This window comes from Aeromonas sp. R2-3, assembly GCF_040908375.1.
In the GTDB taxonomy this organism is placed as follows: domain Bacteria; phylum Pseudomonadota; class Gammaproteobacteria; order Enterobacterales; family Aeromonadaceae; genus Aeromonas; species Aeromonas veronii.
The window spans coordinates 322,629-338,417 of record NZ_JBFODP010000027.1 but is presented as its reverse complement, the minus strand read 5'-3'; the positions used below and the strand labels follow the sequence as shown (position 1 = coordinate 338,417).

The window sequence follows — 15,789 nt, the reverse complement described above, 5'->3', positions numbered from 1 at the left end:
TCTCTCCCTTCTTGCTGGGGACTTGATACGGGACGGTCGGTCAGACCGGGTCCTCTTCCTGAAAGCGCACCCCGATCTTGCCCGGCACGCTCTCGTCCATTTCGGCCACGGTCCAGATCAGGCCCTGCCATTCGATGTTGTCACCGACCACCAGATTATCGCCCAACTGGCTGGCAATAAAATCACCCAGTGTCTGATCCGCCACCTCGCTCACATCCAGCCCGTAGAGAGGGGCGAGATCCTCCAGCCGCGCGGCTGCTTCCAGCAGGAAGTCACCGAAGAAGCGGGGGCCGAGATCTTGCTCCGGCGCCTGACTGAACAGCTGACCGAGGGCGGGGAGGTCGCGTTCGTGACCGATGACGCAAAGGATGTCATCGGCCTGCAGACAGGTACTGCCCGAGGGGTGGAGCAGCTCGCGGCCTCGAAACAGGGCGCAGATCCGGGTGCCGGTGGGCATCTGCAGATCCCGCAGTGGCGAGCCGATGCACCACTTCTCCTCCCCCAGCTGGTAGACGAAGGTCTCCCACTGGCTGTCGAGATCGATCTCGAGCCCTGAGCGGTTGATGGGCGACGGCGGTGCCGGTACCTCCACCCGTGCCAGTTTTGAGGCCAGCGGTAGCGAGCTGCCCTGCAAAATCAGCGAGACCAGCACCACGAAGAAGGCGACGTTGAAGTAGAGCTGGGCGTTGGGTAGCCCCGCCATCATGGGGAACACCGCCAGAATGATGGGCACGGCGCCGCGCAGGCCAACCCAGGAGATAAACCAGCGCTCGCGGGGGGCGAAGTTCTTGAACGGCAGCAGCCCGATCCAGACCGACACCGGGCGGGCAAACAGGATCATCCACATCGCCAGCGCCAGCGCGGGCAGGGCGATGGGCAGCAGCTTGTGGGGGGAGGCGAGCAGCCCCAGCACCAGAAACATGCCGATTTGGCTGAGCCAGGTCAGACCGTCCAGCACCGACAAGGTAGTGCTGCGACTGCGCAGGGCGAGGTTGCCGAGCAACAGACCGGTGAGATAGATGGCGAGAATGCCGCTGCCACCCACCGCCGTGGTGAGGGCGAAGATCAGCAGGCCGCCGCTGACGGTGAGCAGCGGATAGAGCCCCGGCGCCAAGCGGGCGGTGTTGATAAGGCGCCACAGCAGCCAGCCGCCACCAAGGCCGATCCCGGCGCCAAGACCGAACTGCTTGACCAGTTGCAGCAGCAGGAAGCCCCCATCCAGCCCTTGCTGGGCGGTGGCGAGCACCTCGATCAGGGTGACGGTGAGAAACACTGCCATGGGGTCGTTGCTGCCTGACTCGATCTCCAGAGTGGCGCTCACCCGCTCGTTGAGACTGCGTCCGCCAAGCAGGGAGAAGACCGCCGCCGCATCGGTGGAGCCGACGATGGCGCCGATCAGCATCCCCTGCATCAGGTTGAGGTCAAACAGCCAGGCAGCGGCCAGACCCGTCAGGCCGGTGGTGATGGCCACCCCGACCGTCGCCAGCGACAGGGCAGGCCAGAGCGCTACCCGGAACGAGGAGACCCGGGTGCGCATGCCGCCGTCGAGCAGAATGATGGCAAGCGCCAGGTTGCCCACCAGATAGGCGATGGAGTAATCAGCGAAGTGGATGCCACCTGGGCCATCCTCACCGGCCAGCATGCCGACGGCGAGGAAGATAACCAGAATGGGAATACCGAGGCGGGAAGAGAGGGCGCTCAACAGTACGCTGGCTCCCACCAACAGGGCAGCGACAAAAAAGAAACTGTTGATGGTAGCGGCATCCAAGGGCGAACTCCTTCCTGGTAATGTGCAAAGTAGGCACATTATATGCAGTTAGGCCCCCCTTGTGTGGCTTATTTGTGCATCAATTTGCACTTTCTTACATTTTTCATCCCTTTTTTCAGCATGGCCGCGCCATATTCTGACAGTGACGGGGTTAACGAAAGCGGAGTCAAAGGAGCGTCGATTTCAGGATGCGCAGGGAGGAGAGGGCGGGGAAAAGCGAAACGACACGGCAGAGGGAGAGGGGAGCACAAGGGTGCTCCCCACGGGATGGGGGCGGGATTCAGTCGTCCTCGTCATCCTTCACTTCGCGGATCTTGTCCTTGTAGTTGGGCAACTGCTTCTCAAGCCGTTTCATGTCTTTGATGGCATTGAGAAACAGCCCGAGCAGGAACAGCAGCGGCAACCCTATCCACAGCCAGAGATTCATGGGATTTTCCTTTCGTCAGGACAGGTGGTGACATAATGGGCCAAAATTTCATCAAGGTTGGCCAATATGGTCGACTTGCCTTCAATATCCGCCTGTTGCAGGCAAAGCGCCAGTGCCGCGGGATCGAGTCGCTGCTCGTCGGACTCCAGCGAGAAGCTGATATGCCAAGGCTCGTAGGCGACCCCGCTCTCTGCCCCGACCGGTTTGGCATAAGGGAGGAAGAAGCCGAAGTCGCTCATATGGTCGCTGAGCCACTCGCTGAGATCCGCAAACCAGCCCCCGGCTTCATACTCCCACGGCTCCAGTGCCAGTTTGGTATCGGCAGGCAAACAGTCCGGGTCGTAGATATCGAGATCGGTCCCCCAGTGGTGACGGCTGGTGCCGGGCAGGGCGCTCCAGCGCAGGATGGCGTGCAGCCGCTCTGTCTCGCCCAGTTGCAGGGCATCGATGGGCTGGCTGTTGGCATCGAGCAGTGGCCGTTCGCCGCGCCACTTGCCATTCCAGATGGCGAGCTGGCGCTCGAAGCCCCGCCAGCTGGAGGCCGCCTGCAGATTGAACCCCTCGTAGGCGGCTGCCACCTGCATGTCGTTGAAGGCCGCGGCGGTGGCGGCAGTCAGACGATGGGGGCCGCGCCCCACCAGAATAAGGTGGCTCTCGTCGAGCCCCAGCAGTTGTTCCTGCGTCATGCCAGCAATCTCTCGAGCACCCCTTGGTACATGTCGGCCAGCAGATCCAGATCGTCCGCCTTCACGCACTCGTTCACCTTGTGAATGGTGGCGTTGACCGGCCCGAGCTCAATCACCTCGGCGCCGGTGGGGGCGATAAAGCGCCCGTCGGAGGTGCCACCAGTGGTGAGCAGGGCCGGTCGCTGACCGTTCACCGCCTCGATGGCAGCCACAGCCGCATCGAGCAGCGCGCCGGTATAGGTGAGGAAAGGTTGGCCGGAGAGGGTCCAGCTCAGCTGATAATCGAGGCCATGTTTATCCAGCAGCGCTTCGACCCGCTCGCGGATATCCATGTCGGTCAGTTCGGTACTGAAGCGGAAGTTGAACTGCACCTGCAGCTCGCCCGGAATGACGTTGGAGGCGCCGGTGCCGGCCGAGATGTTGGCGATCTGGAAGCTGGTGGGGGGGAAGTAGGCGTTGCCCTCATCCCACACGGTGGCAGCGAGTTCCGCCAGCGCTGGCGCGGCTTTGTGAATGGGGTTGTCCGCCAGATGGGGATAGGCCACATGGCCCTGCACCCCGCGCACCAGCAGATCGCCGGTGATGGAGCCGCGGCGGCCGTTCTTCACCACATCTCCGACCACGGCAGTGGAGGAGGGCTCGCCGACGATGCACCAGCGGATCTTCTCGTTGCGGGCCTCCAGGGTGTCGATCACCCGGGTGGTGCCATTGATAAAGGGCCCCTCCTCATCGGAGGTGATGAGAAAGGCGATGGACCCGGTGTGATCCGGATGCTCGGCCACGAAGCGCTCGACTGCTACCACCATGGAAGCCAGCGAACCCTTCATGTCGGCGGCGCCGCGCCCGTAAAGCACGCCATCCTTGATGGTCGGCTCGAACGGCGGGGTGTGCCATTTCTCCAGCGGCCCGGCGGGCACCACGTCGGTGTGACCGGCGAAGCAGAACAGCGGCCCTTCGCTGCCACGGCGGGCCCAGAGGTTGGTGGTGTCTTCAAACACCATGGGCTCGATGACAAACCCGAGCTTGGCGAGGCGCTCCGCCATCAGGGTCTGGCACCCTTCATCGAGGGGGGTAACGGAGGGGCGGCGGATCAGATCCTTGGCCAGTGCGATGACATCCGACATCAGTTGTCCTTAGTTGTCCTTAACGGGAGAAGAGGGATTGGTAGTGATCAGCCTTGAAACCCAGGGTCAGTTCGCCGTCACGGTCGAGCAGCGGGCGCTTGATCATGGCCGGATGTTCCAGCAGCAGGGCGCGCGCCTTGGTAGTGTCGAGCCCCTGTTTGGCCTCATCCGGCAGGGCGCGGAAGGTGGTGCCGCGGCTGTTGAGCAGGGCTTCCCAGCCGAGTTTTGCCAGCCAGCTGTCCAGATCGTCCGGGTTCAGGCCGTCGGCGCGGTGGTCGTGAAAGCGGTAGTCGATACCGGCCTCATCCAGCCACTTTCGGGCTTTCTTGATGGTGTCGCAGTTCTTGATGCCATAGAGGGTGATGGCCATGGGGAGTCCTTCTCTTGTGGGAGCTGGCCGTGGCCGCGCCCGAAAATCCGAATCAACAGAGTGCAAGGGCCCGATTCTGGCATTGTGGCAATCCCATGGCAACGCCGATGGTCCGGCTCGCGGGTTTTACCGGAACTGGTCACACCTGAACGGCGATTTTGAGCACAAGGTCAGAAGCAGTGGGGCTGGCGTGCCCGATGGGGCGGTTATTGCGGGAGAAGAGCCGCTTTTGCAGGAGAAAAAGAGAAAGGGCAAACGCCAGATAGCCAAAACGCGCCAGCGGGCGCGTTTGGGTCGGCATCATCAAGCACCTCAATTAGTGCAGGGTGGTCCACTCATGGTCAAAGACCCGGGCCCGTTCCCAGGGTGCATCAGGCAGGCTGGAAGAGAGGCCAGTGTATTTGCCCACGTCGTCCACCACGATGGCGGAGAGGATCGGCAGGTTGTTTTCGGTGCAGTACATGCGGATGCGTTGCAGCAGGGTGCGCAGTTCATCCTGGCACTGCTCCAGCCCGGCCTGCTTGGCCAGTTTGGAGTAACGAATGGTAGTGCGTTCCTTTGCAGACTCGACGAGGATGTCCCACAGCTTGTAGTCGCAGGTCGAAGCACCTGCGGTGGCTTGGCTTGTCATAACTCTCTCCGGCGCGAAATGGTCGCTATGTGTCGAAGCGCATCTTCGCCAGTTCGGCGCCGTCAGATGTTGATCCAACGCAAAAAAGAGGGGAGTCGCGCCACACAATTCCCGGATATGGGGTGATAAAGGTTTTTCGGTAGTTGAAATAACGAAAAATTGTTACATGGCCGACATATTATGCTAATGAATCACGGTGACGGCACCTTTATTGATAGGGATCAAAGGCAAACAGTGGTCAGATCACTAGATTTCGCTCTTCGATAAATTTATCAGGAGTGAATATTGGAACTTTTATTCGTCTTGCTCGTTCTGGTCGCCGTGGTCTACGGCATTATCAAGGATTACAACCCGCAGGCGGTGCTGGCGCTGGCGGGCATGGCCATTTTTGCAGTGGCCTACTGGCTGGGGCTGCACCCCATTCTCCCCGCTGACAAGAGCACCGGTTTCGCCCTGTTCGACCTGTTCGAAGTGTTCAAGGGGATCTTCTCCTACCGCGCGGCGGGCCTCGGCCTCACCATCATGGCGGTGGCGGGGTTTGCCACCTACATGTCCCATATCGGGGCCTCCCAGGCGCTGGTGCGGGTGGCGGTCAAACCGGTGGCGGGCATCCAGTCCAGCTACCTGATGCTCTCCATCTGTTATCTGGTGGCGGTATTCGTCTCCCTGTTTGTCACCTCCGCTACCGGCCTTGGCCTGCTGTTGATGGTCACCATGTATCCGGTGATGCGCAACCTCGGCATCAGCCCGGCCTCCGCCTGTGGCGTCATCGCCACCTCCCAGGCGTTTGAAATTGGCCCGACCCAGACCAACGCCATCTTCTCCGCCGGCCAATCCGGCATGGATCCGACCAGCTATTTCGTTGACTACCAGATCTGGCTGGTGGCTCCCATGCTGCTGGTGACCATGGTGCTGCACTTCTTCTGGCAGCGTCACTGCGATCGCAAGGATGGCTGGGATCCGGCGCTCCATCGCGGCGATCACGCCGAGCTGGACGAGCAGGGCACCGAGAGCGTGCAGGCGCCCACCTGGTATGCCCTGCTGCCGATCATCCCCTTCGTGCTGATGATGACCTTCTCCAAGCTGCTGGTGAGCGACATCAAGATGAGCGTGGAGGTAGCCATGCTGCTGTCGGTCTTTATCGGCATGCTGTGCGAGCTGCTGCGTAGCCGCTCGGTGCGTACCGCGTTTGCCGGGCTGTCGAGCTTCCTCGACGGCATGGGCAAGGTGTTTGGCCCCGTGGTGGCGCTCATCGTCTGTGCCGAGCTGTTTGCCGAATCCCTCAAGGCCATCGGCGCCATCGATACCCTGCTGCACTCTGCCAGCAATGCCGGTATCGGCAGCGGTCTGATGACCCTGGTGATGGTGGCGCTGATCATGGTGGCGGCGGTCATCATGGGCTCCGGCAATGCGGCGTTCCTCAGCTTCTCGACCCTGGCACCGGCGGTGGCGGCCAAGTTTGGCGTACCGGCGGTAACCATGCTGCTGCCGATGCAGCTTGCTTCCAGTATCGGCCGTACCGTCTCTCCCATCGCGGCTGTGCTGATCGCCTGTGCGGGGATTGCCAAGGTATCGCCCTTTACCGTGGTCAAGCGCACCAGCGTGCCGATGGCGGGGGCGCTGGTGACGGCGCTGACCCTCAACTATCTGCTGTTTATGTAGTGATGTGGGTTATGTAGTGGTGTTTGGAATTTACCGGTCGGGCGGGTGGCATGGCTGCCCGCCTTTTTCTCACTGTGTCGCATTGTTGCAATAGACGATCGGCCATCAATGCTGATTGTTGCATGGAGAAGATAATGACAGCTGTAAAGAGCCCGTTTTCCCTCGATAGCTATCTGGCCGATCTGGCCCCGCTCATCAACCTCGATTGCGGTACTCGCACCCCGGCCGGGGTAGCGAAAGTGGCCGACATCATGACCGAGAAATATGAGGCCATCGGCTGGCAGGTGACTCGCCACCAGTTTGCTGCCGAGTGTGGCCCCTGCCTCGAGATCACCAATGCGCCGGGGGCCGATCACTACGACGTGATGCTGTGCGGCCACATGGATACCGTCTTCCCCGAGGGGACGGCGGCCAAGCGCCCGCTGAAAATCGAAGGCAATCAAGCCTTTGGCCCCGGCGTCTCGGACATGAAGAGCGGCCTGCTCTCTATCTGGTATGCACTCAAAGAGATGGATCCGGCACTGCTTGCCAAGCTCAAGGTGCTGGTCTGCTACAACTGCGACGAAGAGATTGGCTCCCCCTGGTCCAAGGATTGGCTGGTGAAAAAAGCCAAACAGAGTGGCCGCGTGCTGGTGGCCGAGGCGGCGCGTCCCAATGGGGATCTCATCAGCGCCCGCAAGGGCAATGCCAAGTACCGCATCACCTTTCACGGCAAGGCGTCCCACGCCGGTTCGGCCCTGACCGAAGGGATCTCCGCCATCACCGAGCTGGCGCATTGGGTGCTGGCAATCAACGAGCAGGTCAACATGACCACGGGCACCACCATGAACGTCGGCGTGGTACAGGGCGGCACCGGTGTCAACGTGGTGCCGGACTTTGCCGAGGCGATCGTGGATTTGCGCTTCTGGAGCAACGAAGAGGCCGCTGCGGTACACGACCGGCTCACCTTTATGGCCAACAACCCCTTCCTCGCGGGTTGTCAGGTCGAGGTGGATCGCCAGACCTTCAAGCCGGCGATGCGACCGAGCGGTGACACCGAGGCGTTGATGGCGCTGGTGGAGGCGGCAGCCAAGGAGGAGGGGATCCCCTTCAACTGGCTGGAGGCCGGTGGCGGCTCGGATGCCAACTTTACCGCCGCCGCGGGTGTGCCGTCCCTCGATGGTTTCGGCCCCATGGGGGGCGGTTTCCACTCGGAGGCGGAATTCCTGCTGCTGGAGAGCATCGAGCCGCGGATCCGCCTGCTGCAGCGGGTACTGGGCAAGCTGGCGAAATAAGCCGGTTTATCCCTTGTTTGGGTCGCCATGGCCCGCTCAAATCCAAACGGGAGGCTGTTGCCTCCCGTTTTTTTATCTCGATTTTTCGCGCGCTGAGTGAGCAGGCCAGATGGCCTGAGGCCGTTACCCCTGCGGTTCGGCCAGATAGGCCAGATAATCCTGCCGCGCCACCAGCCAGCCATCGAGGCGCAGCGGGGCGGCAAAGCCCGGGCCGTCGGTCACCATGGTGTGGTACTCCCCCTGCTCGCCGCAGGCATCGAAGCCCTCGCGCTCGGCCAGTTGTTGTAGCTCGCAGAGGGTGGCGGCATCAAGGGTGCGTCCAGTCCACTCGGGAGCCAGCACCCGGGTATCGACGCAGGAGAGGTGGGCGATGATGCCGCGTGCCAGCATATCCGCCAGCAAGGCTTGGCGAGATTGCTGCCAGAGCGGGGTATGGACGGTGAGACCCAGCGGCTGGCAGCGTTCGCGGATCCAGTTAGGCGCACCGCCCACGCTGTCGATATCGCCGGTCACCACGCCATCGAGTTGCCACTCCTCCTTGAGCCGCGCCAGTGCCCGCTCATAACCGAGATCGAACGGCGCTTCTATGGTGTCCAGCAAATGGGGCAGCCCGAGGGCTTCCGCCTGACGGCGCACCAGCGGCAAGGGGTGAGCCAGAAATCGGGGCTCTGGCGGCGCAAAGGTGGCCAGTGCCACCACCTGATGGCCCGCTTGGCGGGCATGACAGAGGGCCAGCATGGCATCTTTGCCACCGCTCCAGAGCAGGATGACGCGAGACATGGATGAGATTCCAATGGTGAACGAGGGGGCATGCTACCCAGCGGCGGGGGTAGAGGTAAAGGCATAGTGTCCGGAAATGGCGGTGGGGAAATGGTTGGGGTCACAGAGCGGGAAAAAAGCAGGCCCCCGAAGCGGGGGCCTGTCTGGCAATGTGTTAAACGCGACTGCGATTAGAGCAGGATGCTGGTGAGGATAAAGCCCAGCGAGCAGGAGGTCACCACCCCGATCAGCCCCGGAATGATGAAGCTGTGGTTGATGATGAACTTGCCGATGCGGGTGGTGCCGGAGCGGTCGAAACCGATACAGGCCAGATCGCTCGGGTAGGTCGGCAGCACGAAGTAGCCGTAGCTGGCTGGCAGGAAGGCGATCAGCAGCTTGGGTTCGACACCCAGCGCCAGACCCATGGGGGCGATGGCGGTCAGGGCTGCGGCCTGGCTGTTTACCAGCTTGGAGATGAGGAACAGCACCAGGGCGTAGGTCCAGGGTTGGGCCTGTACCACATGGGCCAGAGTCTCTTTGAGCAGCGGCATGTGAGCCTGGAAGAAGGTCTCACTCATCCATGCCACCCCGAATACGGAGAAGATGGCGACCATGCCCGCCTTGAAGACGGCGCCGTTGGCGATCTCGCCCGGCTTGACCTTGCAGCGCATCAGGATGATGGCACCGGCGATCAGCATCATCATCTGGATCACCAGGTTCATGGAGAGCGGGCCGGTTTTGTCCTTGATGGTGAACACCGGACGCAGCCCTTCGTTGGCGCCGAGCAATACCACGGCAGCGATGGCGGCGAAGAAGATCCAGGTAGACCAGTAGGCCTCTTTCGGGAACTTGGTGTTGAGCAGGGTTTCACCGCCGCCGTAGATGAAGGCGCGCTGCTCTGGGTCTTTGATCTTGGCCTGGAACTCTTCGTCCTTGTCCAGATCCTTGCCGCGACGCAGGCTCCACAGGGCAGCCACGATGACACCGGTCAGGGAGGAGGGGATGGCGATCATCAGGATGTCGAGCAGGCCGTAAGCCTGACCGATACCGTGACCGGCCGCCAGAATGGAGACCATGGAGACCACGGCAACGGAGACCGGGGAGGCGCAGATGGCCATCTGGGAGGCAACGGAGGCGACAGCCATCGGGCGCTCGGGACGGATGTTCTTCTGCAGCGCGATGTCAGCGATGATGGGGAACATGGTGTAGACCACGTGGCCGGTACCGCACAGGAAGGTGAGGGTCCAGGTGGTGAGCGGCGCCAGGATAGTGATGTATTGCGGGTGGCGGCGCAGCAGACGCTCGGCCACTTGCATCATCAGGTTGAGGCCACCGGCAGTCTGCAGGGTGGCGGCACAGCCGATCACCGCCAGAATGGTCAGCATTACCTGAACAGGCGGTTCGCCTGGCACCAGGCCGAAGACGAAGGTCAGCAGGAAGAGACCGATACCACTGATGAGACCGAGTCCCATGCCCCCAAAGCGGGTACCCAGCAGCAAGCAGCCGAGTACCACCAAAAATTCCATCAAGATCATTCCGTTACCTCGTGTGATTCAACCCATATTGCCGCGGGTAGCCTGAACCATGAATTGTCATTGTCTGTTTTATTTAGCCCAAAAGGGTTAGTTGCTATTCTGCTCCCCTGAAAAAGTGAAAAAATTGAGTTACTTCAATAACTCGATGAATTTTTGATTAAACCACTTAAAAACCACGTACTAACAAAAACATCATTTTTGTCACCAAGTGGTATCACTCGGGGCCAAGCCATCGGGTGGTCATGGTGGCAGCACAGTGCGGCAACAGAACTGCAGGGGAGGGGCATAAAAAGGGCTCGATTGCGGCAGAAGAGGGTGAAAAAGCCAGCGCTCAGGCTATTTTTGCCAGCAAGGGCTGACTTCAGCGGATTGACTCATTTGGCCGCAGGGGCTTGCTGCAGATAGCGGCGCTGATAATCCTCGCTCAGCTTGGCAATATCCAATCTGGCAATGGCCTGCGCCACCCGTTGCTGCAACGCCTGCTGATCGGGGCGAAACATGATGTGCAGGCTCTTGTGTTCGAGGATCTTCGGGTGAAATTGCAATCCGGCGCTGCTCAGCTTGCGATCATGGTTGATGAGCCAGTGAAAGACATCCCGGTCGATCACCGCCAGATCGAGCCGGTCGCGCTGCAATTTGCGCAGGTTGAGCAGGTCCGCATCGACGGCGGCAGTGTTGAGGCGCTTGCTGGCCATCAGGGCATCGAATTCACGGGTGTTGACGTACCCCTCCACCACGCCGATCCGGTAGGGGGCGAGATCCGTGAGCTGCTGCCAGGGGATGGGGGGGCCTGAGCGCTGCGCCATGCCCAGCACACTGTCGCCTACGCTGGGGGAGCTGCGCCACAGGGTGGGCAGGGTGTCGGAGAGGTACTCGGGAAAATAGCCGCTATAAGGCTGGGTCGGGTCGGCCGCCAGCCGCACCGCCCGCTGCCAGGGGTAGAAGTCGAACGTCACCTCCAGTCCCGCCTCGGCAAAGGCGCGTTTGACGATATGACCGGTGAGGCCGCCATCGGGCAGGCTCTGGCTGGTGTAGGGGGGCCACTCCAGGGTGGTCAGACGAACGGGCTCGGCCCACAGTTGAACAGGCATGCAGGACAGCAGTAGCGAGAGCAGCAGGCGATATCCCATAGGCGACGAGTTCCTTGTGCCGATTGATCCTGAGTATCACCCATAACGGTGACAATAAAAAAGCCGACCCACAGGTCGGCTTTTGCAATGCAGTGGCAAGATGCCGCTGATCAGAACTCGGCGGTACGCGGAGTACGCGGGAACGGGATCACGTCGCGGACGTTGCCCATGCCGGTCACGTAGACCACCAGACGCTCGAAGCCCAGACCGAAGCCGGAGTGCGGCACGGTACCGAAGCGACGCAGGTCGCGGTACCACCAGTAATCTTCCTTGTTCAGGCCCATCTCGGCCAGACGGGCATCCAGCACGTCCAGACGCTCTTCACGCTGGGAACCACCGATGATCTCGCCGATGCCCGGTGCCAGTACGTCCATCGCGGCAACGGTCTTGCCGTCGTCGTTGAGGCGCATGTAGAAGGCTTTGATATCTTTCGGGTAGTTCTTCACCACCACCGGAGACTTGAAGTGCTCCTCGGCCAGATAGCGCTCGTGCTCGGAGGAGAGATCGATACCCCAGGAGACCGGGAACTCGAACTTCTTGCCGCAGTTTTTCAGCACTTCGATGGCGTCGGTGTAGTCGATCTGGGCGAAGTCGGAGGAGACGAAACGCTCCAGACGGCCGATGGCATCCTTGTCCACGTGCTGGGCGAAGAACTCCAGATCGTCGCGACGCTCGGTCAGTACGGCGTTGAAGACATACTTCAGCATGGCTTCGGCCAGTGCTGCGTTATCTTCCAGATCGTTGAAAGCCACTTCCGGCTCAACCATCCAGAACTCGGCCAGGTGGCGGCTGGTGTTGGAGTTTTCAGCGCGGAAGGTCGGGCCGAAGGTGTAGACCTTGGAGAGGGCGCAGGCATAGGTTTCGGCGTTCAGCTGGCCGGATACGGTCAGGAAAGCCTCTTTGCCGAAGAAATCTTCGTTGTAGTCCACCTTGCCGGCGTCGGTGCGCGGCAGGTTTTCCATGTCCAGAGTGGAGACGCGGAACATCTCGCCGGCACCTTCGGTGTCAGAAGCGGTGATGAGCGGGGTCGCAACCCAGAGGAAACCCTCTTCGTGGAAGAAGCGGTGGATGGCTTGCGCCAGGCAGTGACGAACGCGGGTCACGGCGCCAACGATGTTGGTACGCGGGCGCAGGTGGGCCTGTTCACGCAGGTATTCGATGCTGTGGCGCTTGGCAGCCATCGGGTAGGTGTCCGGATCTTCGACCCAGCCGACTACCTTCACCTCGGTCGCCTGCAGTTCGAAAGCCTGGCCGCTGCCCTGAGAGGCGGCAACCACGCCGGTCACTTCCACGGAGCAGGCAGTGGTCAGACGCAGCACTTCATTCTCGTAATTGGCCAGGGTATTGGGGACAACTGCCTGTACCGGATGGAAACAGGAGCCATCGGAAATGGCCAAAAATGAGATCCCCGCCTTGGAATCACGGCGAGTCCGGATCCACCCTTTGACAGTTTGGGTGGTGCCGACCGGATACTTACCGGCCAGCACATCTACTACGGATGCGTGCGTCATCGAAATATTGTCTCCAGCTTGTTCTTGCAGCGCTATTTGCAACACTAGGGAGTCTGGCCCGGGCACAGATGGCCCACCATGGCAGACTAAGCCGTCAATCTTACCCGCGCGGGTTTGATAAACAAGCAAAAATGTCGGACTCTGGTGGGGTTTTCGGCATGGTTCACTCAACAAGAGTGTCACGGGCGCAGGAGAGGTGGGTGAAAGATCGGCGGCATGGGCCAGATTGGCTGACACGGGTGTTGCAGGGGCTGGTGATGCTCTGCTGGGGCGGCTTTATCGTGCTGCTCTCCCTTTACCACTATGCCCGGCCCGAAATTGCCTACGGTTTTCTGGTCTATGGCGGGATCGAGGTGCGCGATTATTGGGACCCGGCCCTTACCCCCTGGTTGGTCTACGGGCTCTGGAGCTGCTGCGCCCTGACGCTGGCGGTGTTGCTGCTGGAGCGCAAGCGCAGCCGCCGTCAGGATGACTCCCGGCATGTCAATCTGGCCATCCTGCTATTGGTGCTGATCGCCAGCTTGCTCTTCTACTACGTCGGTTAAGCGTTCGTCTTAGCGGGGCTGATCCGGCTCCTGCCTGCTGGCCTTGGTGCGTTTGCCGAGCTGGCGCTCCACACTGTCGAGCATCTGGTTGTAGGCCACCGCCACCCGGCCAATCTCGTCGCCGTCATCCCCCTCCAGCCGGTGACCGAAGTCGTGCAGGTCGGTGGCCTCTTCCATGGAGCGGGTCAACTGGTTGAGGGGGCGCACGATCCAGGTGCGGATGACCCAGAGGGTCAGCAGCAGTCCCATCCCGAAGATGCCGGTGAGGATCAGCGCCGAGGTGAGGATATTCTGTTCGACTCGGGTAAACAGCGAATCGAGGGAGTAGTCAAAGCGCACCGCTCCTAACACAGTGTTCTCCGGCACCAGATGACAGCTGGTGCAGTCGGTGCCGCGAAAATCCTTCTTGGCCAGCAGCGGTCGGGTGACCACCAGACGGCTGTGCATGCCGTTGTGCACCACCTCCAGACTCCCTTTGCCCGCCAGAGCCAGCTCATCAAACTCATCCTTTACCTGTTCGGTCTCCCGTCCCGGCCCGAACTGTTTGCTCACCGCGTCGCCACGAACGATGCGTGCATCCTCCACATGGGCGTGGTCGAGAAACTTGCCGCGCAGAGTATCGCGGGCATCCATCTTGCCGGTCAGCATCAGCATGTTGAGGCCATCAAAGTAGGCTTCGGTCTGCTCGCGGCTCTGCTCCTTGATGAGCGTCAGGATGAGATCGCGCTCGCGCACCGCCTGATAGGCTGCGGAGAAGACCAGTACCATGGAGAAGATGAAGAGCAGGAAAAAGTTGATTTTGGCAGCAATGGAGAGGCGCATGAGCAGTCTTTCTTGATGGTAAAACCGCAGCAGTTTACCCCTCTTGAGGCCTCAGGTCTGGTGTTTTGCTCACATTACGGCAAGTGAAAGCGCACTGAAGTGGATAAAGTTGCCCTCTTTATATATCAAATGCGGGTAGCCAAACGGGCGGCAGCGATGGCCGCCCGCTGTATGCATTAAAACTCGCCCTCGGTGATGGCCTGACGGATGGCGCCGGTCAATACCCTCAACTCTTCAGGGGTGATGACGAAGGGGGGCATCAGGTAGATCAGCTTGCCAAAGGGGCGGATCCAGGCGCCCAGTTCGACAAACTTGCGCTGGATGCGCGCCACATCCACCCTCTCTTTCATCTCCACCACCCCGATGGCGCCGAGCACTCGCACATCCGCGACCGCCGGGTGCAGGGTCAGCTCTACCAGTTCGGTACGCAGCTGATGCTCGATGGTGCGCACTCGCTCCTGCCACGGTGAGGCGAGCAGCAGATCGATAGAGGCGTTGGCCACCGCGCAGGCGAGCGGGTTGCCCATAAAGGTGGGGCCGTGCATAAAGACCCCCGCCTTGCCGTCACAGATGGTGCGGGCAACATGCTCGGTGGTCAGGGTCGCCGAGAGGGTGAGGTAGCCGCCAGTGAGCGCCTTGCCCAGACACATGATGTCGGGGCTGATCCCCGCCCAGTCGCAGGCAAACAGCTGGCCGGTGCGGCCAAAGCCGGTGGCAATCTCGTCAGCAATCAGCAGCACGCCGAATTCGTCGCACAGGGCGCGTACCCACTGCAGATAGCGGGGGTGATAGAAGCGCATGCCGCCAGCGCCCTGCACTATGGGCTCAAGCACGATGGCGGCGATCTCCTCGTGATGATCGGCCATGAGTGTCGCCAGCTCCACCACGCACTGTTCATCCCACTCGGCGTGGAAGCGACAGCTGGGCGCATCGACAAAATAGTGTTCCGGCAGGAATCCCTTGTAGAGCTCATGCATACCGCCATCGGGATCGCAGACGCTCATGGCGCCAAAGGTGTCGCCGTGATAGCCGCTGCGCAGGGCGACAAATTTGGCTCTTGGCGTTCCCTTGGCGTGCCAGTACTGCTGGGCCATCTTGAGCGCCACTTCCACTGCCACCGAGCCGGAATCGGCCAGAAATACCCGATCAAGCCCCTTAGGAGTGATCTCCACCAGTTTGCGGCAGAGCTCGACCGCCGGAGCGTGGGTGAGGCCGCCAAACATCACGTGGGACATCTTGCCGAGCTGGGCGGTGGCGGCGGCGTCCAGTTCCGGCACCTGATAGCCGTGCACGCAAGCCCACCAGGAGCTCATGCCATCGACCAGTTCACGGCCGTCGCTGAGAGTGATCTGCACCCCTTTGGCGCTGGCCACTTCATAGCAGGGCAGGGGGTGAGTGAGGGAGGTATAGGGGTGCCAGATGTGGTGCAGGTCGAATTCTTGATTGGTCATTTGTTGTTCTGTTGTCAATTGGTTTGATCTGGTCGGTGTTGACAGTCTACGCGTGCTCTCTACACTAGCCAACAATTTCAGCCACTTGGCACTG

16 protein-coding genes are annotated in these 15,789 nt (G+C 61.0%); 3 read left to right on the top strand and 13 right to left on the bottom strand.

Annotation, left to right across the window (positions count from 1 at the left end):
- Positions 1-40: 40 nt before the first annotated feature.
- The 7 genes from AB5Z02_RS14115 to AB5Z02_RS14085 all read right to left on the bottom strand — a co-directional run bounded on the left by AB5Z02_RS14115 (position 41) and on the right by AB5Z02_RS14085 (position 5,006).
- Complete coding sequence (locus AB5Z02_RS14115; RefSeq protein WP_193859776.1) at positions 41-1,768, bottom strand: potassium/proton antiporter; 1,728 nt, start codon at positions 1,766-1,768, stop codon at positions 41-43.
- Positions 1,769-2,048: 280 nt separating this feature from the next.
- Positions 2,049-2,195: a hypothetical protein gene (locus tag AB5Z02_RS14110; protein ID WP_005337933.1), complete on the bottom strand. Its 147-nt coding sequence runs from the start codon at positions 2,193-2,195 to the stop codon at positions 2,049-2,051.
- The gene (locus AB5Z02_RS14105) at positions 2,192-2,881 is read right to left on the bottom strand and encodes a M15 family metallopeptidase (protein WP_368216218.1); all 690 of its coding nucleotides are present in this window, start codon (positions 2,879-2,881) and stop codon (positions 2,192-2,194) included. The genes AB5Z02_RS14110 and AB5Z02_RS14105 overlap by 4 nt, the downstream gene beginning before the upstream one ends.
- Complete coding sequence (dapE, locus tag AB5Z02_RS14100) at positions 2,878-4,005, bottom strand: succinyl-diaminopimelate desuccinylase (RefSeq protein WP_005337931.1); 1,128 nt, start codon at positions 4,003-4,005, stop codon at positions 2,878-2,880. Before dapE ends, AB5Z02_RS14105 begins: the two co-directional genes overlap by 4 nt.
- A gap of 19 nt (positions 4,006-4,024) precedes the next feature.
- Positions 4,025-4,375, bottom strand: a complete 351-nt coding sequence (locus AB5Z02_RS14095) for an ArsC family reductase (RefSeq protein ID WP_005350451.1) — start codon at positions 4,373-4,375, stop codon at positions 4,025-4,027.
- 139 nt (positions 4,376-4,514) lie between these two features.
- Positions 4,515-4,679 carry a hypothetical protein gene (locus tag AB5Z02_RS14090; protein ID WP_368216217.1) on the bottom strand — a complete coding sequence of 55 codons (165 nt, stop codon included), beginning with the start codon at positions 4,677-4,679 and terminating at the stop codon, positions 4,515-4,517.
- 12 nt (positions 4,680-4,691) lie between these two features.
- Positions 4,692-5,006 carry a hypothetical protein gene (locus AB5Z02_RS14085; RefSeq protein WP_005337929.1) on the bottom strand — a complete coding sequence of 105 codons (315 nt, stop codon included), beginning with the start codon at positions 5,004-5,006 and terminating at the stop codon, positions 4,692-4,694.
- Positions 5,007-5,291: 285 nt separating this feature from the next.
- Here AB5Z02_RS14085 and dcuC point away from each other — a divergent pair, with 285 nt between their 5' ends.
- Together dcuC and AB5Z02_RS14075 are read left to right on the top strand one after the other, a co-directional pair.
- A complete protein-coding gene (gene dcuC / locus AB5Z02_RS14080) occupies positions 5,292-6,668 on the top strand; it encodes a C4-dicarboxylate transporter DcuC (protein WP_005350454.1) in 1,377 nt (458 codons plus the stop codon).
- A gap of 134 nt (positions 6,669-6,802) precedes the next feature.
- On the top strand, positions 6,803-7,942 hold the full coding sequence (locus AB5Z02_RS14075; RefSeq protein WP_368216216.1) for a M20 family metallopeptidase: 1,140 nt from the start codon (positions 6,803-6,805) through the stop codon (positions 7,940-7,942).
- A 123-nt stretch (positions 7,943-8,065) separates the two neighbouring features.
- On the opposite strand, the gene AB5Z02_RS14070 is transcribed toward AB5Z02_RS14075, so the two are convergent.
- The 4 genes from AB5Z02_RS14070 to asnS form a co-directional block, all read right to left on the bottom strand.
- Positions 8,066-8,722, bottom strand: a complete 657-nt coding sequence (locus AB5Z02_RS14070) for a hypothetical protein (protein WP_368216214.1) — start codon at positions 8,720-8,722, stop codon at positions 8,066-8,068.
- A 170-nt stretch (positions 8,723-8,892) separates the two neighbouring features.
- Entirely contained in the window at positions 8,893-10,236 is a 1,344-nt protein-coding gene (locus AB5Z02_RS14065) for an anaerobic C4-dicarboxylate transporter (RefSeq protein WP_005337916.1), read from the bottom strand.
- Between the two features lie 374 nt (positions 10,237-10,610).
- Positions 10,611-11,366, bottom strand: coding sequence for an ABC transporter substrate-binding protein (locus AB5Z02_RS14060; protein ID WP_064341505.1), 756 nt, complete (start codon positions 11,364-11,366; stop codon positions 10,611-10,613).
- Between the two features lie 110 nt (positions 11,367-11,476).
- Positions 11,477-12,877, bottom strand: a complete 1,401-nt coding sequence (asnS, locus tag AB5Z02_RS14055; protein WP_043818544.1) for an asparagine--tRNA ligase — start codon at positions 12,875-12,877, stop codon at positions 11,477-11,479.
- A 200-nt stretch (positions 12,878-13,077) separates the two neighbouring features.
- Between asnS and AB5Z02_RS14050 the strand changes: the two genes are divergently transcribed.
- On the top strand, positions 13,078-13,422 hold the full coding sequence (locus AB5Z02_RS14050; RefSeq protein WP_005359354.1) for a hypothetical protein: 345 nt from the start codon (positions 13,078-13,080) through the stop codon (positions 13,420-13,422).
- A 9-nt stretch (positions 13,423-13,431) separates the two neighbouring features.
- Here AB5Z02_RS14050 and AB5Z02_RS14045 read toward each other — a convergent pair whose 3' ends face one another.
- The gene (locus AB5Z02_RS14045; protein WP_005350472.1) at positions 13,432-14,244 is read right to left on the bottom strand and encodes a HAMP domain-containing protein; all 813 of its coding nucleotides are present in this window, start codon (positions 14,242-14,244) and stop codon (positions 13,432-13,434) included.
- Between the two features lie 176 nt (positions 14,245-14,420).
- Positions 14,421-15,695, bottom strand: coding sequence for an adenosylmethionine--8-amino-7-oxononanoate transaminase (bioA, locus tag AB5Z02_RS14040; RefSeq protein ID WP_368216212.1), 1,275 nt, complete (start codon positions 15,693-15,695; stop codon positions 14,421-14,423).
- Positions 15,696-15,789: the final 94 nt, after the last annotated feature.